The 21,344-nt window shown below is 73.5% G+C and carries 21 protein-coding genes; 14 read left to right on the top strand and 7 right to left on the bottom strand.

The window, feature by feature from the left end:
• The first annotated feature begins 110 nt into the window (after nt 1-110).
• The 7 genes from NX794_RS31880 (at nt 111) to NX794_RS31850 (ending at nt 5,375) form a co-directional block, all read left to right on the top strand.
• On the top strand, nt 111-953 hold the full coding sequence (locus NX794_RS31880) for a helix-turn-helix domain-containing protein (RefSeq protein WP_258783115.1): 843 nt from the start codon (nt 111-113) through the stop codon (nt 951-953).
• A 93-nt stretch (nt 954-1,046) separates the two neighbouring features.
• Nucleotides 1,047-2,519, top strand: coding sequence for a 30S ribosomal protein S12 methylthiotransferase RimO (gene rimO / locus NX794_RS31875; protein ID WP_258783114.1), 1,473 nt, complete (start codon nt 1,047-1,049; stop codon nt 2,517-2,519).
• Entirely contained in the window at nt 2,516-3,286 is a 771-nt protein-coding gene (pgsA, locus tag NX794_RS31870) for a CDP-diacylglycerol--glycerol-3-phosphate 3-phosphatidyltransferase (protein ID WP_258783112.1), read from the top strand. The genes rimO and pgsA overlap by 4 nt, the downstream gene beginning before the upstream one ends.
• Nucleotides 3,283-3,828 carry a CinA family protein gene (locus tag NX794_RS31865; protein WP_258783110.1) on the top strand — a complete coding sequence of 182 codons (546 nt, stop codon included), beginning with the start codon at nt 3,283-3,285 and terminating at the stop codon, nt 3,826-3,828. The genes pgsA and NX794_RS31865 overlap by 4 nt, the downstream gene beginning before the upstream one ends.
• 109 nt (nt 3,829-3,937) lie before the next feature.
• Nucleotides 3,938-4,312 (top strand): helix-turn-helix domain-containing protein, encoded by a 375-nt coding sequence (locus tag NX794_RS31860; protein ID WP_258783108.1) that lies wholly within the window; start codon nt 3,938-3,940, stop codon nt 4,310-4,312.
• 156 nt (nt 4,313-4,468) lie between these two features.
• The gene (locus NX794_RS31855; protein WP_258783107.1) at nt 4,469-4,939 is read left to right on the top strand and encodes a Dps family protein; all 471 of its coding nucleotides are present in this window, start codon (nt 4,469-4,471) and stop codon (nt 4,937-4,939) included.
• 127 nt (nt 4,940-5,066) lie between these two features.
• On the top strand, nt 5,067-5,375 hold the full coding sequence (locus NX794_RS31850; protein WP_258783106.1) for a hypothetical protein: 309 nt from the start codon (nt 5,067-5,069) through the stop codon (nt 5,373-5,375).
• 22 nt (nt 5,376-5,397) lie between these two features.
• Here the strand turns inward: NX794_RS31850 and NX794_RS31845 are convergent, their stop codons facing one another.
• Together NX794_RS31845 and NX794_RS31840 are read right to left on the bottom strand one after the other, a co-directional pair.
• Nucleotides 5,398-6,243, bottom strand: a complete 846-nt coding sequence (locus NX794_RS31845) for an Fpg/Nei family DNA glycosylase (protein ID WP_258783104.1) — start codon at nt 6,241-6,243, stop codon at nt 5,398-5,400.
• A 56-nt stretch (nt 6,244-6,299) separates the two neighbouring features.
• Nucleotides 6,300-11,264 carry an ATP-dependent helicase gene (locus tag NX794_RS31840; protein ID WP_258783101.1) on the bottom strand — a complete coding sequence of 1,655 codons (4,965 nt, stop codon included), beginning with the start codon at nt 11,262-11,264 and terminating at the stop codon, nt 6,300-6,302.
• Between the two features lie 194 nt (nt 11,265-11,458).
• Between NX794_RS31840 and NX794_RS31835 the strand changes: the two genes are divergently transcribed.
• From NX794_RS31835 to NX794_RS31825, 3 genes are read left to right on the top strand one after another with little or no spacing between them, the layout of a single operon-like run.
• A complete protein-coding gene (locus tag NX794_RS31835; RefSeq protein ID WP_428986001.1) occupies nt 11,459-12,286 on the top strand; it encodes an AraC family transcriptional regulator in 828 nt (275 codons plus the stop codon).
• Nucleotides 12,287-12,309: 23 nt separating this feature from the next.
• Entirely contained in the window at nt 12,310-13,083 is a 774-nt protein-coding gene (locus NX794_RS31830; RefSeq protein ID WP_258783100.1) for an AzlC family ABC transporter permease, read from the top strand.
• Entirely contained in the window at nt 13,080-13,388 is a 309-nt protein-coding gene (locus NX794_RS31825; RefSeq protein ID WP_258783099.1) for an AzlD domain-containing protein, read from the top strand. The genes NX794_RS31830 and NX794_RS31825 overlap by 4 nt, the downstream gene beginning before the upstream one ends.
• Before the next feature lie 11 nt (nt 13,389-13,399).
• Here NX794_RS31825 and NX794_RS31820 read toward each other — a convergent pair whose 3' ends face one another.
• Nucleotides 13,400-14,344 (bottom strand): hypothetical protein, encoded by a 945-nt coding sequence (locus tag NX794_RS31820; protein ID WP_258783097.1) that lies wholly within the window; start codon nt 14,342-14,344, stop codon nt 13,400-13,402.
• A gap of 80 nt (nt 14,345-14,424) precedes the next feature.
• Here NX794_RS31820 and NX794_RS31815 point away from each other — a divergent pair, with 80 nt between their 5' ends.
• From NX794_RS31815 to recX, 4 genes are all read left to right on the top strand, one after another.
• The gene (locus NX794_RS31815; protein ID WP_258783096.1) at nt 14,425-14,619 is read left to right on the top strand and encodes a DUF3046 domain-containing protein; all 195 of its coding nucleotides are present in this window, start codon (nt 14,425-14,427) and stop codon (nt 14,617-14,619) included.
• A 92-nt stretch (nt 14,620-14,711) separates the two neighbouring features.
• Nucleotides 14,712-15,953: an AI-2E family transporter gene (locus NX794_RS31810; RefSeq protein ID WP_258783089.1), complete on the top strand. Its 1,242-nt coding sequence runs from the start codon at nt 14,712-14,714 to the stop codon at nt 15,951-15,953.
• 315 nt (nt 15,954-16,268) lie between these two features.
• Entirely contained in the window at nt 16,269-17,387 is a 1,119-nt protein-coding gene (gene recA / locus NX794_RS31805; RefSeq protein WP_258783088.1) for a recombinase RecA, read from the top strand.
• 3 nt (nt 17,388-17,390) lie between these two features.
• The gene (gene recX / locus NX794_RS31800; RefSeq protein WP_258783087.1) at nt 17,391-18,233 is read left to right on the top strand and encodes a recombination regulator RecX; all 843 of its coding nucleotides are present in this window, start codon (nt 17,391-17,393) and stop codon (nt 18,231-18,233) included.
• Between the two features lie 147 nt (nt 18,234-18,380).
• Here recX and NX794_RS31795 read toward each other — a convergent pair whose 3' ends face one another.
• The 4 genes from NX794_RS31795 to NX794_RS31785 all read right to left on the bottom strand — a co-directional run bounded on the left by NX794_RS31795 (nt 18,381) and on the right by NX794_RS31785 (nt 21,284).
• Complete coding sequence (locus NX794_RS31795) at nt 18,381-18,773, bottom strand: rhodanese-like domain-containing protein (protein WP_258783125.1); 393 nt, start codon at nt 18,771-18,773, stop codon at nt 18,381-18,383.
• A gap of 62 nt (nt 18,774-18,835) precedes the next feature.
• Entirely contained in the window at nt 18,836-19,375 is a 540-nt protein-coding gene (locus NX794_RS31790; protein WP_258783085.1) for a cupin domain-containing protein, read from the bottom strand.
• A 70-nt stretch (nt 19,376-19,445) separates the two neighbouring features.
• Nucleotides 19,446-19,493 (bottom strand): hypothetical protein, encoded by a 48-nt coding sequence (locus NX794_RS35975; protein ID WP_309506048.1) that lies wholly within the window; start codon nt 19,491-19,493, stop codon nt 19,446-19,448.
• A 171-nt stretch (nt 19,494-19,664) separates the two neighbouring features.
• Entirely contained in the window at nt 19,665-21,284 is a 1,620-nt protein-coding gene (locus NX794_RS31785; RefSeq protein ID WP_258783084.1) for an FAD-dependent monooxygenase, read from the bottom strand.
• Nucleotides 21,285-21,344: the final 60 nt, after the last annotated feature.

Below are 21,344 nucleotides of genomic sequence, written 5' to 3'. Positions count from 1 at the left end.
CGGTCGTTCCGATGGTGTGGTCAGTCGTATCGTCCGGTTGCCCCACCCTTTCGTCACCCCCCTAGACTGAGCTTCCAGCACAGGTGGCTATACGCTCGAAAGGCGCCCCCGTGTCCCTCGGCAACTCCCCTGAAGACGAGCGTCCGTTCCGAGACGAGTCCCAGGAAGCCCGCGTCTCCGTGGGCCGCGCGCTGCGGCAGGCGCGGATCGCGGCCGGGCTCACCGTGGACGATGTCAGCAGCGCCACTCGTGTCCGTATCGCCATCGTGCACGCCATCGAGGCGGACGACTTCGCCCCCTGCGGCGGCGACGTGTACGCCCGCGGACACCTGCGCACGCTGGCCAAGGCCGTCCATCTCGACCCCGAGCCGCTGATCGCCCAGTTCGACGCCGAGCACGGCGGCCGGCCCGCCCCCACCCCCGCCGCACCCCTGTTCGAGGCGGAGCGGATCCGTCCCGAGCGGCGCGGCCCCAACTGGACCGCGGCCATGGTCGCCGCGATCGTCGTCGTGATCGGCTTCGTCGGCTTCACCGCGGTCAAGGGCGGCGGGTCCGACAACGACGCGAAGTCGCAGGTCACCGAGGGAGCCACCCCGGCGGCCAGCAAGTCGGCCGCACCCGCGCCCGCCAAGGACAAGCCCGCCGAGCCGGCCGGGGAGCCCACCGACAGCGCCATCGCCGCCGCGCCCCAGGACAAGGTCACCGTCCGGGTCAGCGCGCCCGAGGGACGCAGCTGGATCTCGGCCAAGGACCACAACGGCCGGATGCTCTTCGACGGACTGCTGAACAAGGGCGAGTCCAAGACCTTCCAGGACAGCACCAAGATCAACCTGATCCTCGGCGACGCGGGCGCGATCCAGCTCTACGTCAACGGCAAGAAGATCGAGGACACCTTCCAGCAGGGCTCGGTGCAGCGCCTCACGTACACGAAGGGCGACCCCGAGGCCGGCTGAGCCGCCCCTCGGGTGGCGCACCTGACGGGGTCGGCCGGGCTCGGCCAACCCCGTCGACGCGGGGTGTCGGTGGGACAAAGTAGTCTTGAGCCCATGCCTGAACGCCGTACCGTCGCACTCGTCACTCTCGGCTGCGCTCGTAACGAGGTGGATTCCGAGGAGCTCGCAGGCCGTTTGGAGGCGGACGGCTGGCAGCTCGTCGAGGACGCCACGGACGCCGACGTCGCCGTGGTCAACACCTGCGGTTTCGTCGAAGCCGCCAAGAAGGACTCCGTCGACGCTCTGCTGGAGGCCAACGACCTCAAGGGGCATGGCAGAACCCAGGCCGTCGTGGCGGTGGGCTGCATGGCCGAGCGGTACGGCAAGGACCTGGCCGAGGCGCTGCCCGAGGCCGACGGCGTGCTCGGCTTCGACGACTACGCGGACATCTCCGACCGCCTCCAGACCATCCTGTCCGGCGGCATCCACGCCGCCCACACCCCCCGCGACCGCCGCAAGCTGCTGCCGATCAGCCCCGCCGAGCGGCAGGAGTCGGCCGCCGCGGTCGCGCTGCCCGGACACGGCCCGGCCGACCTCCCCGACGGCCTGGCGCCCGCCTCCGGCCCCCGCGCGCCCCTGCGCCGGCGTCTGGACGGCGCGCCGGTCGCCTCGGTCAAGCTGGCCTCCGGCTGCGACCGGCGCTGCTCCTTCTGCGCCATCCCGTCCTTCCGCGGCTCCTTCATCTCCCGCCGCCCCGGCGACGTCCTGAACGAGACGCGCTGGCTGGCCGAGCAGGGCGTGAAGGAGATCATGCTGGTCTCCGAGAACAACACCTCCTACGGCAAGGACCTGGGCGACATCCGCCTGCTGGAGTCCCTGCTGCCGGACCTCGCGGCGGTCGACGGCATCGAGCGGGTGCGCGTCAGCTACCTCCAGCCGGCCGAGATGCGCCCCGGCCTGATCGACGTCCTGACCTCGACGCCGAAGATCGCCCCGTACTTCGACCTGTCCTTCCAGCACTCCGCGCCGAACGTGCTGCGCGCCATGCGCCGCTTCGGCGACACCGACCGCTTCCTGGAACTGCTCGACACCATCCGCGGCAAGGCCCCCCAGGCCGGTGTGCGCTCCAACTTCATCGTCGGCTTCCCCGGCGAGAGCGAGGCCGACCTGGCCGAGCTGGAACGCTTCCTGAACGGCGCGCGCCTGGACGCCATCGGTGTCTTCGGCTACTCCGACGAGGAGGGCACCGAGGCCGCGACCTACGACGGCAAGCTCGATCCGGACCTGGTCGCCGAGCGCCTGGCGCACATCTCCCGGCTGGCCGAGGAACTGGTCTCGCAGCGCGCCGAGGAGCGCCTCGGCGAGAGCGTGCACGTCCTGGTGGAGTCGGTGGACGACGAGGAGGGCGTGTACGGCCGCGCGGAGCACCAGGCCCCCGAGACGGACGGCCAGGTGCTGCTCACGAGCGGCGCGGGCCTGAGCGTCGGACGTATGGTCGAGGCGAAGGTGGTCGGTACGGAGGGTGTCGACCTGGTTGCCGAGCCGCTGACCGGCTCGCTCGCGTGTAGTGAGGAGGCGGGCAGATGACCGGAGTCCCGGCATCCGCCGCGGGCGGCTCCTCCGGCGCGCACGGCGCCCGTGGGACCGCCGCCGCCGACGACGGCGTTGCCCCCGAGGTCTCCGCTTCTGCCCCCGTCCCCGGCGCCGGACCTGCCGTCGACGGCCGGCCCGCGCGCGGTGCGAAGATCGCCGCCGCGGCCGTCAACCAGGCCAGCGTCTGGAACGTCGCCAACCTGCTGACCATGCTCCGGCTCGTGCTGGTGCCCGGCTTCGTGGCGCTGATGCTGGCCGACGGCGGCTACGACCCGGCCTGGCGCTCGCTGGCCTGGGCGGCCTTCGCCATCGCCATGATCACCGACCTGTTCGACGGTCACCTGGCGCGCACCTACGACCTGGTCACCGACTTCGGGAAGATCGCCGACCCCATCGCCGACAAGGCGATCATGGGGGCGGCGCTGATCTGTCTGTCCGCGCTCGGCGATCTGCCGTGGTGGGTGACGGTGGTGATCCTCGGCCGGGAACTCGGCATCACGCTGCTGCGTTTTCTGGTCATTCGCTACGGCGTGATCCCCGCCAGCCGCGGCGGCAAGCTCAAGACGCTCACCCAGGGCGTGGCCGTCGGGATGTACGTGCTGGCACTGACGGGATGGCTGGCCACCCTGAGGTTCTGGGTGATGGCCGCGGCGGTCGTGCTGACCGTCGTCACCGGCCTCGACTATGTAAGACAAGCCATTGTGCTGCGCAGGCAGGGAATCGCCGAGCGCGCGGCGGCGTTGGAGGAGACGGAAGCGTGAGTTCCCCGGCCACCGAACTGGTGCGACTACTGACCGTGAGGGAAGACACCCTCGCCGTCGCCGAGTCGCTGACCGGTGGCCTGGTGGCGGCGGAGATCACGGCGGTGCCGGGGGCGTCCAGGGTGTTCCGGGGCTCCATCACCGCGTACGCCACCGGACTCAAGCACGAGCTGCTGGGGGTCGACGACGATCTGCTGGCGCGGCACGGAGCGGTGGATCCGCAGGTGGCGGCCCAGATGGCGGCCGGGGTGCGCAAAGTCCTCGGTGCCGACTGGGGCATCGCGACCACCGGAGTGGCGGGCCCCGAGCCGCAGGACGGCAAGCCCGTCGGCACGGTTTTCGTCGCCGTCGACGGCCCTGTGACGGATCGCGCTGGTTCTGCCGGTGGCGGAAAAGTGGCGGCCCTGCGGTTGAACGGCGGCCGTGCGGAAATTCGTATGGAGAGTGTACGGAGCGTACTCGCAGTGCTTTTGGAGCAGCTGGCGGGCGAACAGACCGGGAATGAGCGGGCACAGGATACGGAACGGAACGGGGGGTTTTGATGTTTGCAGCCCTGAGTGAACACGACATCGCTCCCCGCACGGCCGCGGCGCAAGGCGGTACGGTGGGGCGAGAAGGATGCGGCTACGCGGTCCGAGGAGGGAGCCACCGATGATTCTGCTCCGTCGCCTGCTGGGTGACGTGCTGCGTCGGCAGCGCCAACGCCAGGGCCGTACTCTGCGCGAAGTCTCCTCGTCCGCCCGAGTCTCACTCGGCTATCTCTCCGAGGTGGAGCGGGGGCAGAAGGAGGCGTCCTCCGAGCTGCTCTCCGCCATCTGCGACGCGCTGGACGTACGGATGTCGGAACTCATGCGCGAAGTGAGCGACGAGCTGGCGCTCGCCGAGCTGGCCAGGTCCGCCGCGGCCACCGAGCCCGTGACCACGTCGGTCCGTCCGATGCTGGGTTCCGTCTCGGTGACCGGTGTGCCACCGGAACGGGTGACCATCAAGGCGCCCGCCGAGGCCGTGGACGTGGTCGCCGCGTGACACCCGCGCACGCGGCATAGCCACCCCGATACGAGTGAGGCCCCGGCCGATCCCCCAGGAACTGGGCGGACCGGCCGGGGCCTTCGCGTTGCCGGTCAAGGGCGCTGCGGTCATGGTGGGAGGGATGTGACGGGGCCCGAACACCGGAGGAAGCGGATGTACGTCGTGAAGAGCCCGCTGGACGACGCGGACCTCAAGGTCGTCGCCGAGGCGCTGCAAGGCGCGCTGGTCGATCTGGTGGACCTCGCCCTGACCGCCAAGCAGATCCACTGGAACGTCGTCGGGCCCCGGTTCCGCTCCATCCACCTTCAGCTGGACGAGGTCGTGGACTCCGCGCGCGCCCACTCCGACACCGTCGCCGAGCGGGCCTCCGCGCTGGGCGTCCCGCCCGACGGCCGCGCCGCCACGGTGGCCGCCGGCAGTGGTATCGAGACGACCCCGGGCGGCTGGATCGAGGACGCGGACGCGGTCGGCGCGATGGTGCACGCGCTGGGCTCCGTCATCACCCGAATGCGGGAACGGGTGGCGGCCACCGCTGAGGCGGACCCGGTGTCGCAGGACCTGTTCATCCAGATCACGGCGGATCTGGAGAAACATCACTGGATGTTCCAGGCGGAGCACGTCTGAGGCCGCCCACGCCCGGATGACCCGGTCCGTCCCCCCGGGGGCGGCGCCGTCTGCGTCCGTGTGCCCTCGATGCGCCCTCTCGATCTCCGAGGGCACCGGTTAGCGTCCGGCAGGAGGTGGTGCGGACATGGTGGGGCGAATAGTGCGCGGGGGGCGGTCGGGGGTGCGCTGGGGGCTCGCGCTGGGGTGCGGGGCGGTGTGGTGGTGGGCCGTGCTGAGGCTCGCCCTGGGGGAGGGGGCGGGCGTGCTGGAGGGGGCCGTGGCGGCCGGCGGCTGGGGGCTGGGTCTGCTGCCGGTGCACTGTGTACCGAAGGGGGACGCGGCCGGAGCCGTCCCGGCGGGGCGCTGGGGCGGCGCGTGGCGGCTGGACGGTGTCACCGGGGCGGCGCCCCGGGCTCGGCGGCCTCGTCCGGGCGAGGAGTCCGCTCCGCTCTGAGTGCGCCGGGGTGTTCTGCCGGTCAGGCGGTGCGGCGGGGGTAACGGTCGCGCCAGCGCTGGGGGGAGCCGGGGGCGGGTGCCGGGCCGGTCTGGCAGGTGGGGCACCAGTAGGTCGGACGGTCCTGCGAGCCGTCGCCCTGGTCGGCCACCCGGATCGAGGTGCCGCAGCGCAGGCAGGGGCGCGGGGCGCGGCTGTAGACGAACAGGTCCTGGCCGGGCAGACCGGTGGTCCTGCGGACCGGGCGGTCGCGGTTGGCCTCCAGCAGCTTCTTGGCGAGGACGGGGAGCTTGTCCGCGCGGTCGGCGGGGAGCGCGCCGGCGGGCAGCCAGGGCGTGACACCGAGCAGGAAGCACAGCTCGCTCTTGTAGACGTTGCCGATCCCGGCCAGATTCCGCTGGTCGAGGAGGGCCTCGCCGAGCTGGCGGGCGGGGTCGGCGAGCACGTTGGCCAGGGCGTGTGCGGGGTCCCAGTCCGGCCCGAGCAGGTCGGGGCCCAGATGACCGACGACGTTCTCCTCCTCGGTCGTGCGCAGCAGTTCCAGCACCGGGAGGCGGTAGCCGACAGCCGCGCGGTCGGCGGTGCCGAGGATCACCCGGATCTGGTACGCCGCTCCGCCCCGCCAGCGCTCACCGGTCCCGAACACCTTCCAGGCGCCCTCCATCCGCAGATGGGAGTGCAGACTCAGGCCGCCCTCGAACCGGGTGAACAGGTGCTTGCCGCGCGCGAGGGTGGCGAGCACCCCTCGGCCGGTGAGGTCGACCGTCGCGTACTTCGGCACCCGGAAGTCGCTGCGCGTCAGCGTCCGGCCCGCGAGTGCCTCGTGCAGCCGCCGCGCCGCCTGCCAGACCGTGTCACCTTCGGGCATGCGTCAAGGGTGCCACGATGGGCGGACGGAGGCGCGGAGCACCGGTGCCACCGGGGTCACGCTCTCAGGCGCAGGCCGCGCGGGGTCGCGACGAAGCCCGCCGCCTCCAGGAGGGTGCCCATGGGGGCGGTCAACGCCTGGGCACCGTTGATCCGTTCGACCGTGACCGTGCCGAGGGAGCCGGCGCGGGCCGCCGTGGCGAGCGCCTCGGCGGCGGTGCGCAGCCGCGCGTCCTCCCCGGCGTCGGTGTCCGGCGCGGTGGGCCAGGCCAGCAGGGTCTTGCCGCCGCGTTCCATGTACAGCGCCAGCTCCCCGGCGACCAGGACCACCAGCGAGCCCGCCTTGCGGCCGGGTTTGTGTCCGGCGCCGGTCGGCGGCTCCGGCCAGGGCAGGGCCGCGCCGAAGGCGTTCGCCGGGTCGGCGGCGGCCAGGACCACGGCACGCGGGTCGGGTGACGGGGTACGGCCGCCGCCGAAACCCCGGCTTCCCGCGCGGCCGTAGGCCGAGGGGCCGCTGCCTCGGGGGCCGCCGTAGCCGGGGGCGGCGAAGGGGTCGGCCAGGTCACGCGGGGGAACGTACGCGTCGGGGCCGGCGGGTTGGTCCGGCGGCGGCCAGGTGAAGTCGCCGTCCAGACCGGGGTGCGCGAAGCCGCTGTCGGTGCCGTCGAAGCCGTCGGAGGGGGTGTGGCCGTGAGCGGAACCGGCGGTACCGGTGCCCTGCGGGAAGCCCGGCTCGGGGAAGCCGTTCGGGCGGTCCGGGGCGGGCAGCGCCTCGCCCCGCTCGCGCGCGTTGGACACGGCCCGCAGCCGGTCCACCGCGCCGTCCATCGCGAACTGGGCCGCGCCGAGGCCCTCGACGACGTAGCCGCGCCGCGCCTGGCCGCTGTCCTCGAACGCGGACAGCACCCGGTACACCGCCGAGAAACCGCCCTCGACGCCCTCCGCCGCCACCGCTCCCCGGGTGACCACACCGTGCCGGTCGAGCAGGGTCCGGGCCAGCGCGTGCGCGCGCACGGTGGCGTCCGGTTCGGCGGTGGGCAGCAGCGACCAGCGTCCGGCGACGGTCGGCGGGCCGGTGCGCGAGGCCGTGGCACGGGCGGCGGCCGTCAGTGAGCCGTACCGGCCGCGCGGGACGCCGCGCTTGGCGCGATGCGCCGTCGAACCCGCCGTACGGCCCGAGCCGAGCAGGGAGCGCAGGGGGGTGAGGGTGTCGTTGGTGAGCCGGCCCGACCAGGCCAGGTCCCAGAGGGAGTCGGCGAGTTGGGGGTCGGTGGCCTCCGGGTGGGTGGTGGCCCGGACCTGGTCGGCGATCTGACGGAAGAACAGGCCGTAGCCGCCGGAGAGGGCGTCGAGGACCGACTGGTGCAGCGCCGTCAGCTCCAGCGGGTGCGGGGGCGGCAGCAATAGTGGTGCCGCGTCGGCGAGGTAGAGGGAGATCCAGCCGTCCTTGCCGGGCAGGGCACCCGCGCCGGCCCACACGACCTCGCCCGCGGCGGTCAGTTCGTCCAGCATCGCGGGCGTGTAGTTCGCCACCCGCGACGGCAGCACCAGCTTCTCCAGCGCGGAGGCGGGCACGGAGGCACCCTGCAACTGCTCGACGGCGCGCGCCAGTCCGTCGATGCCCCGCAGCCCGTGGCCCTTGCCGATGTGCTGCCACTGCGGCAGGAACTGCGCGAGCGCCGGCGGTGGCACGGGTTCCAGCTCGTGGCGCAGCGCCGCGAGGGACCGGCGGCGCAGCCGGCGCAGTACGGTGGCGTCGCACCACTCCTGGCCGATGCCCGCCGGGTGGAACTCGCCCTGCACCACCCGGCCGTTCGCCGCGAGCCGCTGCAACGCGCCCTCGGTGACCGCGACGCCCAGACCGAAGCGGGCCGCGGCGCCGGCGGACGTGAACGGGCCGTGGGTGCGGGCGTGGCGCGCGAGGAGGTCGCCGAGCGGGTCCTTGACCGGCTCGGTGAAGGCCTCGGGCACGCCGACGGGCAGGGCGGTGCCGAGCGCGTCGCGCAGCCGGCCCGCGTCCTCGACGGCCGCCCAGTGGTCGGCGCCGGCGATCCGCACCTTGATGGCCCGGCGGGCGCCGGCCAGCTCCCGCGCCCAGTGCGGATCCGCGCCGCGCGCGAGCAGTTCGGCGTCGGTGAGCGGACCGAGGACGCGCAGGACATCGGCGGTTCCCTCCACGTCCTTGACCCGGCGGTCGTCGGCGAGCCACTGCAGCTCGCGCTCCAGGTCGGTCAGCACGTCGGCGTCGAGCAGCTCGCGCAGCTCCGCCTGGCCCAGCAGCTCGGCCAGCAGCCGGGAGTCCAGGGAGAGCGCGGCGGCCCGGCGCTCGGCGAGCGGGGAGTCGCCCTCGTACAGGAACTGGGCGACGTACCCGAACAGCAGGGAGCGGGCGAAGGGGGACGGCTCGGGGGTGGTGACCTCGACCAGCCGCACCTTGCGGGACTCGACGTCACCCATCAGCTCGACCAGGCCGGGCACGTCGAAGACGTCCTGGAGGCACTCGCGGACCGCTTCCAGCACGATCGGGAAGGAGCCGAACTCGCTCGCCACCTGGAGCAGTTGGGCCGCCCGCTGGCGCTGCTGCCACAGCGGGGTGCGCTTGCCGGGGCTGCGGCGGGGCAGCAGCAGGGCCCGGGCGGCGCACTCGCGGAACCGGGAGGCGAACAGGGCGGAGCCGCCGACCTGGTCGGTGACGACCTGGTCGACCTCGCCCTTGTCGAAGACGACGTCCGCCGCGCCCACCGGGGCCTGTTCGCCGTCGTATTCGGTGCCGGTCCGCGCGGGCTGCTGGTCGAGGAGGTCGAGGCCCATGAGATCGGCGTCGGGCAGGCGCAGCACGATGCCGTCGTCGGCGTGCATGACCTGCGCGTCCATGCCGTACCGCTCGGACAGTCGGGCGCCCAGGGCGAGCGCCCACGGGGCGTGGACCTGGGCGCCGAAGGGGGAGTGGACGACGACCCGCCAGTCGCCCAGCTCGTCCCGGAAGCGCTCCACCACGATCGTGCGGTCGTCCGGAATGTGGCCGCAGGCCTCGCGCTGTTCGTCCAGGTACGCCAGCACGTTGTCCGCGGCCCACGCGTCCAGGCCCGCGGCGAGCAGCCGGAGCCGGGCGTCGTCCTGGGGCAGCGAACCGACCTCGCGCAGGAAGGCGCCCACCGCGCGGCCCAGTTCGAGGGGGCGGCCGAGTTGGTCACCCTTCCAGAACGGCAGCCGGCCCGGCACGCCCGGCGCGGGGGAGACCAGCACCCGGTCCCGGGTGATGTCCTCGATGCGCCAGGAACTCGTGCCCAGCGTGAACACGTCGCCCACGCGGGACTCGTAGACCATCTCCTCGTCCAGCTCGCCGACCCGGCCACCGCCCTTCTTCGGGTCGCTGCCGGCGAGGAAGACCCCGAACAGGCCCCGGTCGGGGATCGTGCCGCCGGAGGTGACGGCGAGCCGCTGGGCGCCCGGGCGGCCGGTGACGGTGCCGGTCACGCGGTCCCACACCACGCGCGGGCGCAGCTCGGCGAACGCGTCGGACGGGTAGCGGCCCGCGAGCATGTCGAGGACCGCCGTGAACGCCGACTCGGGCAGCGAGGCGAAGGGGGCCGCCCGGCGGACCACGGTGAGCAGGTCGTCGTACTGCCAGGTGTCGAGCGCGGTCATGGCGACCACCTGCTGCGCGAGCACGTCCAGCGGGTTCGCGGGCACCCGCAGGGACTCGATCGAGCCCGTGCGCATCCGCTCGGTGACCACGGCCGCCTGCACCAGGTCGCCCCGGTACTTCGGGAAGACCACCCCGGTGGAGACGGCGCCCACCTGGTGTCCCGCGCGGCCCACCCGCTGGAGTCCAGAGGCCACCGACGGCGGGGACTCGACCTGGACCACCAGGTCCACGGCGCCCATGTCGATGCCCAGCTCCAGGCTGGAGGTGGCGACCACGGCGGGCAGCCGCCCCGCCTTCAGGTCCTCCTCCACCAGGGCGCGCTGCTCCTTGGAGACCGAGCCGTGGTGCGCGCGGGCGATCACCGGGGGCGCGCCCGCGGCGGCGCCGGAACCGCCCATCAGCTCGGCCGGGGCGTGGTGCTCGTCCAGGGACTCGCCGGTCGCGCGCTCGTAGGCGATCTCGTTGAGACGGTTGCACAGCCGCTCCGCCAGGCGGCGGGAGTTGGCGAACACGATCGTGGAGCGGTGGGACTGGACCAGGTCGGTGATCCGCTCCTCCACGTGCGGCCAGATCGAGGGCCGCTCCCCACCCTCGGCGGCCTCCGTCGCCGGGGAGCCGCCCAGCTCGCCCATGTCCTGCACCGGGACGACCACCGACAGGTCGAACTCCTTGCCGGACTCCGGCTGGACGATCTCCACCTTGCGGCGCGGCGACAGGTACCGGCCGATCTCGTCCACCGGGCGCACGGTCGCGGACAGACCGATCCGGCGGGCCGGCTTCGGCAGCAGTTCGTCCAGCCGCTCCAGGGTCAGCGCGAGATGCGCGCCGCGCTTGGTGCCCGCCACCGCGTGCACCTCGTCCAGGATCACCGTCTCCACGCCCGTGAGCGCGTCGCGGGTGGCCGAGGTCAGCATCAGGAACAGCGACTCGGGGGTGGTGATGAGGATGTCCGGCGGCCGGGTGGACAGGGCGCGCCGCTCGGCGGGCGGGGTGTCGCCCGAGCGGATGCCGACCCGAATCTCCGGCTCGGGCAGGCCGCGGCGCACGGACTCCTGGCGGATGCCGGTCAGCGGGCTGCGGAGGTTGCGCTCGACATCGACGGCGAGCGCCTTCAGCGGCGACACGTACAGCACCCGGCAGCGCTTCTTCGGGTCCGCCGGGGGCGGGGCCGCGGCCAGCTGGTCGAGGGCGGCGAGGAACGCGGCCAGCGTCTTGCCGGAGCCGGTCGGGGCCACCACCAGCACGTCCGAGCCCTGCTGGATGGCCTGCCACGCGCCCGCCTGGGCCGCGGTGGGCGCGGAGAACGCCCCCGTGAACCAGCCGCGGGTCGCGGGCGAGAAGCCGTCGAGGGCTCGATGTGCGGAGCTGACCATGCGTCCATCCTGCACCCGGCCACTGACAATCGCGCTGACCTGGGCGAACGCCGTGCGGCGGGCTGCCGGGCAGGTGCCGGGCGGCTGCTCGGCGGCTGCTTGCCGCCTGCTTGGCGGAGAATGGGCGTGTGGCGGGCGCAGCGGGACGGGGCGAGGACCGGCCGGACGCGAACCGCCAGGGCGCGGACCGGACGGTGGAGCGGGCACGGCACTGGCGGTACGCGGAACTGCCCGGTGTCGACCTGCTGCGGGCCCGGTACGTGCGCAAGGCGTTCGTCCGGCACACCCACGAGCACTTCGTCATCGCGGCCCTCACCGACGGCGTGGAGGTCTTCCACCACCGCGGGTCGGACGTCTCCGTCGGCGCGGGCGCCCTGGCCCTGATCAACCCGGACACCCCGCACACCGGGCGGGCGGGCGTGCCGGAGGGCTGGCTGTACGGCGCGCTCTACCCCTCGCCCGAGGTGGTCGCCGCCATAGCCGCCGAGACCACTGCCGTCCGCGGCACCCCCGGCTTCGCAAGCCCGGTCCTCGACGACCCCTACACCGTCCGCCTGGTCCACCAGGTGCTCCGGGCCGCCGACGAGGGCAACGCGCTGGCCGCCGACACCCTGCTCAGGGTCGCCGTGACCAGGCTGCTGCGGCTGAACGGCGGACCGCTGCCGCAGCGGCGGCCCCGGACGGCCGGAGCCCGGATCGCCGCCCGCGCGCGTGCGGTGCTGGAAGAGCGGATCGCCGCGCCGCCGACCCTGGAAGCCCTCGCCACCGACCTCGGGACCAGCCCCTTCGCGCTGCTGCGCGCGTTCCGCGACGCCTACGGCATGCCGCCGCACACCTGGCTGACCGACGTCCGGGTGCGCCGCGCGCGGCACCTGCTGGACGCGGGCACCGCCCCCGCCGAAGCGGCCGTCGCCGTCGGCTTCACCGACCAGCCCCACCTCAACCGGCACTTCACGCGGATCGTCGGTGTGCCCCCGGGCGCCTACCAGCGGGAGCGCAAGAACGTACAAGACCCGCGCTGACATCGGCCCGTACCGTCCTTCGCGTGGCACAGCAGACAGCACTCACGGACACGACCCCCGACAGCACGGACAAACCGGACGCGGCCGTCGTACGGGACGCCCTGGGGGTCGGCGTCGCCGTCGGCCTCTCGGGCTTCGCCTTCGGCGTGACCTCGGCCGGCAGCGGACTGGGCCTGCTCCAGACCTGCGCGCTCAGCCTCCTGGTGTTCACCGGCGCCTCACAGTTCGCCCTGGTCGGCGCCCTCGCCGCCGGCGGCAACCCGTACACGGCCGCCGCCGGTGCCTTCTTCCTGGGCGTGCGCAACGCGTTCTACGGACTGCGGCTGTCGCAGGTGCTCGCCCTCCCGCGCGCGGTGCGGCCCTTCGCCGCCCAGTGGGTGATCGACGAGACCACCGCGGTCACTCTCGCCCAGCCCACCCGGCGCACCGCCCGCATCGGCTTCACCGTCACCGGGCTCAGCCTGTACCTGCTGTGGAACCTCACCACACTGCTCGGCGCGCTGGGCGCCAAGGCCATCGGCGACACGCGCGCGTGGGGCCTGGACGCCGCCGGGCCCGCCGTGTTCCTGGCCCTGCTCGCGCCGATGCTCACGACGGCCACCGAACGCGCGGTCGCCGGCCTCGCGGTCCTGCTCGGTCTCGCCGCGCTGCCCGTCCTGCCGGCCGGCGTGCCCGTCCTGGTGGCGGCGCTCGCGGCACCGCTCGCGCTGCTCGCCGAGGGCCGGCGCGGCCGTCGTACCGGGCCGACGGCCACGGACGCGCCGGAGCACTCGAAGGGATCGGGGGAGGACCGGTGAACACGTGGATCGCGGTCGGTCTGACCGTCCTCGGCTGTTACGCCGTCAAGCTCGCCGGGCTGCTCGTGCCCGCGGGAGCCATGGAGCGGCCGTTCGTACGGCGGCTCGCCGCTCTGCTCCCGGTCGCCCTCCTGGCCGCGCTCACGGCCCAGCAGACGTTCGCCGACGGCCACGCGCTCGTGCTGGACGCGCGGGCCGCCGGGCTCGGCGCCGCCGCCGTGGCGCTGATCCTGCGCGCGCCGTTCCTGCTGGTCGTCGCGGCGGCCGTGCTGGTGACGGCCGGGGTGCGGGCCCTCGGGGGGTGAGAGGGGCCGGCTCAGCCCACGTAGCGGCCGTACGCCCGCAGGGTGCGCAGTGCCGCGATGGTCACCGCGGGGCGTGCCTCCAGAGCGGCGGCCGGCGCCCACCGCCGCCAGCGGATCGGCCACCCGCCGTCCTCGCGCTGCTCGGCGGCCAGGTGGTCCAGTGAGCGGGTCATCTCCGCGTCCGTGAACCACGCGCGCGCGAGCGAGTGCGGGTGCCGGGCGAAGTCGTGCGGGAAGTGGTGCTCACCGGGGGCGTAGCCGGGCGCGACGGGCCAGGCGTCGAGCCGGGCCGGGTCCAGTGCCGCGAGCCGCTGCTCGCGCACCAGGCGGCCGAGCCGGTCGGCGGCGGCCTCCGCGCGCGGGCGGTCCGGCACCGAGTCCAGGAAGGCCACGGCGGCCTCCACCTCGTAGGGGTGGGACTTCTCCAGCGACTCCACGGCCTGCCAGCAGAAGTCGGTCGCCCGGAACAGCCAGGCGTGCCAGACCTCGTTGCGGTGCAAGAGCCCCACGATAGGTCCGGTGGCCAGCAGATCGCTGGGCGGGTCGTCCACCACCGGCACGAAGGGCGCCGTCGGATACCCGCCCTGACCGGGGACGACCGAGGGCAGCGCGCCGTCCGCCGTGGAGACGGTGGTCAGATACCGGCACACGCGCTCCACCCGCTGCCCGCCGCAGCGCCCGACGGCGTCGAGGACGCCCAGCGCGCGGGCGGTGTGCAGGGGCTGGCTGACGGGGCCGCGCAGATCGGGCTCCAGCGCGTGCCCGTAGCCGCCGTCCTCGTTGCGGTAGGCGTCCAGCGCCGTCTCCACCGGGTCCGGGGCGCCGTGCAGGAAGTGGTACGCGAAGAGGCGCTGCTCCAGTACCCGCGCGGTCAGCCACACGAACTGTTCGGCGCGGTAGAGCGGGGAGCGCGCCGGGCGCGCAGGGGGGAGTGCGGAAGCTCCTGATTCGGCCATGCGTCAGACCGTAGGGCGCAAAGCGGTCTCGGCGAGCGGTCCCGGCCGGGGCCCACCCGTAGGGGCGGGATACTGGTTTCATGCGGTTGACGGTCTTCTGGCAGCGGATGGCGGAACACTTCGGTCCGGGGTACGCCGACACGTTCGCGCGCGATCACGTCATGACGGAGCTGGGCGGGCGCACGGTGAACGAGGCGCTGGACGCGGGCTGGGACGCCAAGGACGTGTGGCGCGCGGTCTGCGCGGTCATGGACGTGCCAGGGGAGAGGCGCTGATCAGGCAACGTTGACGCGGCGGTATGGCACCGATCTGTCACGAAGATCGGCGGTGGGTGCTCGTTACCCGCGCGGTCGGCGACACTGGGCCCGTGGCACCCACTGACGAGGACATCCAGCCGCCCATCGGGCACACGGCACCGACCGGGACGACGCCGCCCGACGACCCCCCGGCCCCCGGCGCCGTCCTTCCGGCCCGGATGCCGCGCTGGCTGCCGCGCGCCATGGTGCTCGCGCTCGCGCTGGTCGCCGCGTTCCAGCTCGGCAGCTGGGCCTTCCACCAGCTCACCGCACTGTTGATCAACGTGTTGATCGCGTTCTTCCTGGCGCTCGCGATAGAGCCCGCGGTCAGCCGGATGGCCGCCCGTGGCATGCGCCGGGGGCTCGCCACCTTCCTGGTCTTCCTCGGGCTGACGGTCGTCGTCGCCGGCTTCGTCGCCCTGCTCGGCTCCATGCTCGCCGGCCAGATCATCAAGATGATCGAGGGTTTCCCGCAGTATCTTGACTCGCTGATCAACTGGATCAACGAGACCTTCCACACCGAACTCAGACGGGTGGACGTCCAGGAGGGCCTGCTGCACTCCGACTGGCTGCGCAAGTACGCGCAGAACAGCGCGGCCGGTGTCCTCGACGTCTCCGCCCAGGTGCTCGGCGGCCTGTTCCAGCTGCTGACGGTCGGGCTGTTCTCGTTCTACTTCGCCGCCGACGGCCCCCGGCTGCGCCGTGCGCTGTGCTCCGTCCTGCCGCCCGCACGCCAGGCCGAGGTGCTGCGCGCCTGGGAGATCGCCGTCGACAAGACGGGCGGCTACCTCTACTCGCGCGGTCTCATGGCGCTCATCTCCGGCATCGCGCACTACATCCTGCTGGAGGCCCTCGGGGTGCCGTACGCGCCCGTGCTCGGTGTCTGGGTGGGGCTGGTCTCGCAGTTCATCCCCACCATCGGGACCTACCTCGCGGGCGCGCTGCCGATGCTGATCGCGTTCACGGTGAACCCCTGGTACGCGGTGTGGGTGCTGGGCTTCGTCGTGGTCTACCAGCAGTTCGAGAACTACATGCTCCAGCCCAAGCTGACCGCCAGGACGGTGGACATCCACCCGGCGGTCGCCTTCGGCTCGGTCATCGCGGGCACCGCCCTGCTGGGCGCCGTCGGCGCGCTGATCGCCATCCCCGCGGTGGCCACGCTCCAGGCCTTCCTCGGGGCGTACGTGAAGCGGTACGCCGTCACCGACGACCCCCGCGTGCACGGCCACCGCAGCAGGGCCCCGAGCCCCGGCCTGCTCACCCGGCTGCGGCGGCTGCGCACGGAGCGGGCCGGCGCGGAGGAGTCCTCGTAGCCGGCGACGTGACCCAGGTGATCGCGATCAGGGTCACGCCGAAGGAGAGCCCGGAGCGCCCCGGCGGGGTGTCGTCCGGCCGACGGCACCTGTCGTGCGCCCCCGGGAGTACCGCGTGGTGCGCTTGACACAAAAATCGAACATCCATTCAGATGGAGGCTCAGGCGCGGCACTCGGCGGGGAGTTTTCGCCCGATTCGTACGACTAAGCCCCCCGGTTGTCCACAGGCCGAGCCTGCGTCGGGGCGCATTGTCAGTGGCAGGCGTTAGCGTCTTTGACGTGAAGCGATCGACTCAAGCAAACCGGGTGGAACCCATGGCAGGAACCGACCGCGAGAAGGCGCTCGACGCCGCGCTCGCACAGATTGAACGGCAGTTCGGCAAGGGCGCGGTCATGCGCATGGGCGAGCGGTCGAGGGAGCCCATCGAGATCATCCCGACCGGGTCGACCGCGCTCGACGTCGCCCTCGGCGTCGGCGGCCTGCCGCGCGGCCGTGTCGTGGAGATCTACGGACCGGAGTCCTCCGGTAAGACGACCCTGACCCTGCACGCCGTGGCGAACGCGCAGAAGGCCGGCGGCCAGGTCGCCTTCGTCGACGCCGAGCACGCCCTCGACCCCGAGTACGCGCGCAAGCTCGGTGTCGACATCGACAACCTGATCCTCTCCCAGCCGGACAACGGCGAGCAGGCCCTGGAGATCGTGGACATGCTGGTCCGCTCCGGCGCCCTCGACCTCATCGTCATCGACTCCGTCGCAGCCCTCGTCCCGCGTGCGGAGATCGAGGGCGAGATGGGCGACAGCCACGTCGGCCTCCAGGCCCGTCTGATGAGCCAGGCGCTGCGCAAGATCACCAGCGCGCTCAACCAGTCCAAGACCACCGCCATCTTCATCAACCAGCTCCGCGAGAAGATCGGCGTGATGTTCGGCTCCCCGGAGACCACGACCGGTGGCCGCGCCCTGAAGTTCTACGCCTCGGTGCGTATCGACATCCGCCGCATCGAGACCCTGAAGGACGGCACGGAGGCGGTCGGCAACCGCACCCGCTGCAAGGTCGTCAAGAACAAGGTCGCGCCGCCCTTCAAGCAGGCCGAGTTCGACATCCTCTACGGCCAGGGCATCAGCCGCGAGGGCGGTCTGATCGACATGGGCGTGGAGCACGGCTTCGTCCGCAAGGCCGGCGCCTGGTACACGTACGAGGGCGACCAGCTCGGCCAGGGCAAGGAGAACGCGCGCAACTTCCTCAAGGACAACCCCGACCTGGCCAACGAGATCGAGAAGAAGATCAAGGAGAAGCTGGGCGTGGGCGTCCGGCCGGAGGAGCCCGCCGCCGAACCCGGCACGGACGCCGCGGTGACTCCGGCCGACGACGCCAAGACGGTGCCCGCGCCGGCTGCCAAGGCCACCAAGCCCAAGGCCGCCGCCGCCAAGAGCTGACCCGTGACACGACGAACCGACTGGGCCGAGTACGAGTACGCCGCCCCCGGTGCCCCACGGGGGAGGGGCACCGGGAGCCACCCGGACCCCGACCCGGCCGGAGGCGACGCGGAGTACGGCGGCCCGTATCGCAGCGGCGCGGACGGCGAAGGGTACGAGGGCTACGACGGCCACACGGACGGTGAGCCGTTCGGGGGCGGCTCGGCCGGCCGAGGCTTCGCGAGCACGGACGGGCGGGGCGGACGGGGCGGCCGAAAGGGCCGTCGTCGGCGCGGTTTCGGGGACGCGCCCGGTGAGAGCGAAGGCGCCCCTTCCTCGTCGAGGGCCGAGCGGGGGGAGTCTTCAGGGGACCCGGCCGAGCGGGCACGGGCGATCTGCCTGCGCCTGCTCACCGGGACCCCGCGCACCCGCAAGCAGCTCGCGGACGCCCTGCGCAAGCGGGAGATCCCCGACGAGGTGGCCGAGGAGGTGCTGTCGCGGTTCGAGGAGGTCGGACTGATCGACGACGGCGCGTTCGCGGACGCCTGGGTGGAGTCGCGGCACCACGGCCGGGGTCTCGCCCGGCGCGCGCTCGCCCGGGAGTTGCGTACCAAGGGCGTCGACTCCGCGCTGATCGACGAGGCCGTGGGGCAGCTCGACTCCGAGCAGGAGGAGGAGACGGCGCGCGACCTGGTGGCCCGCAAACTCCGCGCCACCCGGGGCCTCGACCGCGACAAACGGCTCCGCCGCCTCGCCGGCATGCTCGCCCGCAAGGGCTACCCCGAGGGGCTGGCCCTGCGCGTCGTCCGCCAGGCCCTTGAGGAGGAGGGGGAGGACACGGAATTCCTCGGGGAGCCGGACGTCTGAGGACATCCGGACATCTGAGGGCATCCGATGTCCCGGGTGCGGGGCACCCGGCGGCCCGGGCACAGGGCATCCGGCGGTCCGGCCGCAGGGCATCCGGCGGCCCTGGCACAGGGCACCCGGTGACTCAGGAGCAGCGCGTCGGAGTACTCAGGGAGCGGCCCGCTCCACCGGCAGTCCCGCCGCGCGCCATGCCTGGAAGCCGCCCACCAGGTCGGTCGCCCGGTGGAGGCCCAGTTGGTGCAGGGAGGCGGCGGCGAGGCTGGAGGCGTAGCCCTCGTTGCAGATCACCACGACGCGCAGATCGTGCCCGGTGGCCTCGGGGACGCGGTGGCTGCCCAGCGGGTCGAGGCGCCACTCCAGCTCGTTGCGCTCGATGACGAGGGCGCCGGGGATGAGACCGTCGCGCTCGCGCAGGGCCGCGTACCTGATGTCGACCAGCAGCGCTTCACCGGCGCGCGCCGCCTCGTGCGCCTCCCGGGACTCGACGCGTTGATAGCGGGCGCGCACCCGCTCCAGCAACTCGTCGATGCCGACGGGCACTTCGGGCGCCGTACCGGCCGTCGGCGCGGCGGGGTCCGCGCCCCGCGCGGTCGGGTCGTCGCTCACTGCCAGTCCTCCGGACGCTCGACCTGCTCCAGGCGCAGCACCGGGCCCGTGCGGCTGTAGCGGCGGATCCGCGGCAGCGGCGGGTAGTAGGCGTGCACGGAGACCGCGTGCCGGTCGGGGGACTCGTTGAGCACTTCGTGCACATGGTGGTGGCCGAAGGACCGGCCCTTCCCGGCGGGCAGCCGGCGTTCGCGGTCGACGCCCTCGGTGAGTTCCAGGGTCTTCCAGCCGTCGGTGGGCAGCCGCGCGGCCAGGGAGTACTCCTTCAGCTCGCCGGCGGCGGTGAGGAAAGCGCCCACCGAGTCGGCGTGGTCGTGCCAGCCGGTGCCGGTGCCGGGCGGCCAGCCGATCAGCCAGGCCTCGCTGCCGCCGGGCCCCTCCAGCCGCACCCAGGTGCGGCCCTCCGGGTCCAGGGGGAGGGAGGCGATCAGCTCGGCGTCGGCCGCCGTGCGCCGTACGAAGTCGAGGAGGTCGGCCTGGGTGGGGCCCGGGCCGACGGCCGGGGCGGGGACAGACGCGGGGGAGGAGACAGACACGTGCACCGTCCTGGAGAACGTTCGCGGAACGGGCGCGCGATGGCGCCCGGAAAGAGAAGGGGGTGCGAGTTCAGCAGGACGGGCGACACACGCAGCCCGCATAGCGGACGAGGTCCATATGGACCCTCCGCCACAGGCGCACACAGGTGTCGGTCACGATCCGGAGTACAGCACGCTGCCCCACTCCGGTCAACTCACTGTCACCATGTGGACAGAGGGTCACGGCGCTCACGCTCCGGCGTGCGCGGGAGCGGCCTCCGGCGTGTGCGCGAGTCGCTTCCGCCGACGCTCACCGGGCGCCGGAGCGCGCCTCGGCCTTTTCTTCCTCTGCCTCTTCCCGCGCGGTGCCTCCCCCCGTCGCCTCGGCCGCCGCGTACAGGTCGGCCGGGCGGACGCCGCCGAACGCGGTGACCAGGTGACCGTCGGGCCGTACGAGCAGCACGCTGTGCGCCGGTGCGCCCGGGTAGCTCTCGGCGACCAGCAGCTCGGCGGGGTGCGGCAGTGCCGTGACGGCGGCGGCGAGCCGGGGCATCACGCCGGCGGACACCCAGTGCTTGCGGTCCCACACCCCCGTGCCCGGCGCGATCAGGACGACGAGCAGCGCCCCCCGGCCGAGCCGGTCGCGCAGCCGGACGAAGGAACCGTCCTCCGCCGTGACCCGTACGTCCGCGACCGGTGCGCCGGGCGCCGTCTCCACCGGGATCTCCGCCTCCGAAGGACCGGGCGCCAGCGGCGAGTCGTCGTACCCTCCGGAGGCACCGAGCGGACCGCGTCCCAGATGGCCGTCCGCGAGCAGCGCGTCGTGTCCCCGGCCGGCGCCCGGCATGAGCGTGCGCAGGCCACCCCCGCCGCGCAGCACCGGCAGTGCCTGGTCGGCGGCGCGCAGCCGGGCGGCGATCACGGCGCGCCGCTCGGCCTGGTAGCTGTCCAGCAGCGGCTCGTGCGGGCCCCGGTGCCAGGCGACCCCCAGCTTCCAGGCGAGGTTGTCCGCGTCCCGCAGCCCCTCGTCGAGCCCCTGGGTGCCGAACGCGCCGAGCTGGTGCGCCGCGTCCCCGGCGATGAAGACCCGGCCGACGCGCCACCGGCGGGCCAGCCGGTGGTGCACGGTGTGGACGCCGGTGTCGAGCAGCTCGTACGCCGGGGTGGCGCCGTCCGTCCAGCCCGCGAGGGTCTCGCGGATCCGGGCGACCAGGGTCTCGGGCGTGACCAGGTCCTTGCCCGGCGGCAGCAGCCAGTCCAGCCGCCACACCCCGTCGGGGAGGGGACGGGCGGTGATCTCCGCGGCCGAGGGTCCGGACTGCCGCCACGGCGGCATCCGGTGGAGCAACGCGTGCCCCTCGAACGGAAGTTCCACCCGCAGCGCGGCGACGGCGTGCCGTTCCACCGCCGTACGGCCCGGGAAGCGGATGTCCTGGAGCTTGCGGACCGTGGAGCGGGTGCCGTCGCAGCCGACCAGGTGACTGCCGCGCCACCAGGTGCCGCCGGGGCCCCGGGTGTGCGCGGTGACGCCGGAACGCTCCTGCTCGATCGCGTCCACGCGGCTGTCCACCGCCATCTTCACCAGCGGCTGGGCCGCGACGGCCGTGCGCAGGGCGTCCGTGAGGACGTGCTGGGCGAGATGCAGCGGGGCATCCGGACCGTCCTCGCCGAAGACGACCTCGCTGATCACCTGCTTGCGCCGCAGCGACCGCCATCCGGCCCAGCGCGCCCCCAGCTCGCCGAGGTCCGCTCCGGTCAGCCGCTCCAGCAGGGCGGTCGTGTCCTCGCGCAGGACGACGGTGCGCGCGGGGCGGGGCTCGTCCTTGCCGGGGCCCTCGTCCAGGACGACGGTCGGCACATCCTGCCGGGCCAGCGCCAGGGCGAGCGTGAGCCCGACGGGTCCCGCTCCGACGATGATCACCGGATCCACGATGTGGCGCTCCCCGCTCGCAGCGATGCCCTGACGGGGACAAGTGAACAGGAAGGTGGA

This window comes from Streptomyces pyxinicus (genome assembly GCF_024753135.1).
GTDB classification, from domain to species: Bacteria; Actinomycetota; Actinomycetes; order Streptomycetales; family Streptomycetaceae; genus Streptomyces; species Streptomyces pyxinicus.
The sequence above is the reverse complement of the archived record's forward strand: the minus strand, read 5'-3'. Positions and strand labels throughout refer to the sequence as shown.

Bases quoted from the DNA above. Each gene is read 5' to 3' on its own strand.
- rimO (WP_258783114.1), top strand. From the start codon at position 1,047: ATGCCTGAACGCCGTACCGTCGCACTCGTCACTCTCGGCTGCGCTCGT.
- pgsA (WP_258783112.1), top strand. From the start codon at position 2,516: ATGACCGGAGTCCCGGCATCCGCCGCGGGCGGCTCCTCCGGCGCGCAC.
- NX794_RS31860 (WP_258783108.1), top strand. From the start codon at position 3,938: ATGATTCTGCTCCGTCGCCTGCTGGGTGACGTGCTGCGTCGGCAGCGC.
- NX794_RS31855 (WP_258783107.1), top strand. From the start codon at position 4,469: ATGTACGTCGTGAAGAGCCCGCTGGACGACGCGGACCTCAAGGTCGTC.
- NX794_RS31850 (WP_258783106.1), top strand. From the start codon at position 5,067: ATGGTGGGGCGAATAGTGCGCGGGGGGCGGTCGGGGGTGCGCTGGGGG.
- NX794_RS31845 (WP_258783104.1), bottom strand. From the start codon at position 6,243: ATGCCCGAAGGTGACACGGTCTGGCAGGCGGCGCGGCGGCTGCACGAG.
- NX794_RS31840 (WP_258783101.1), bottom strand. From the start codon at position 11,264: ATGGTCAGCTCCGCACATCGAGCCCTCGACGGCTTCTCGCCCGCGACC.
- NX794_RS31820 (WP_258783097.1), bottom strand. From the start codon at position 14,344: ATGGCCGAATCAGGAGCTTCCGCACTCCCCCCTGCGCGCCCGGCGCGC.
- NX794_RS31815 (WP_258783096.1), top strand. From the start codon at position 14,425: ATGCGGTTGACGGTCTTCTGGCAGCGGATGGCGGAACACTTCGGTCCG.
- recA (WP_258783088.1), top strand. From the start codon at position 16,269: ATGGCAGGAACCGACCGCGAGAAGGCGCTCGACGCCGCGCTCGCACAG.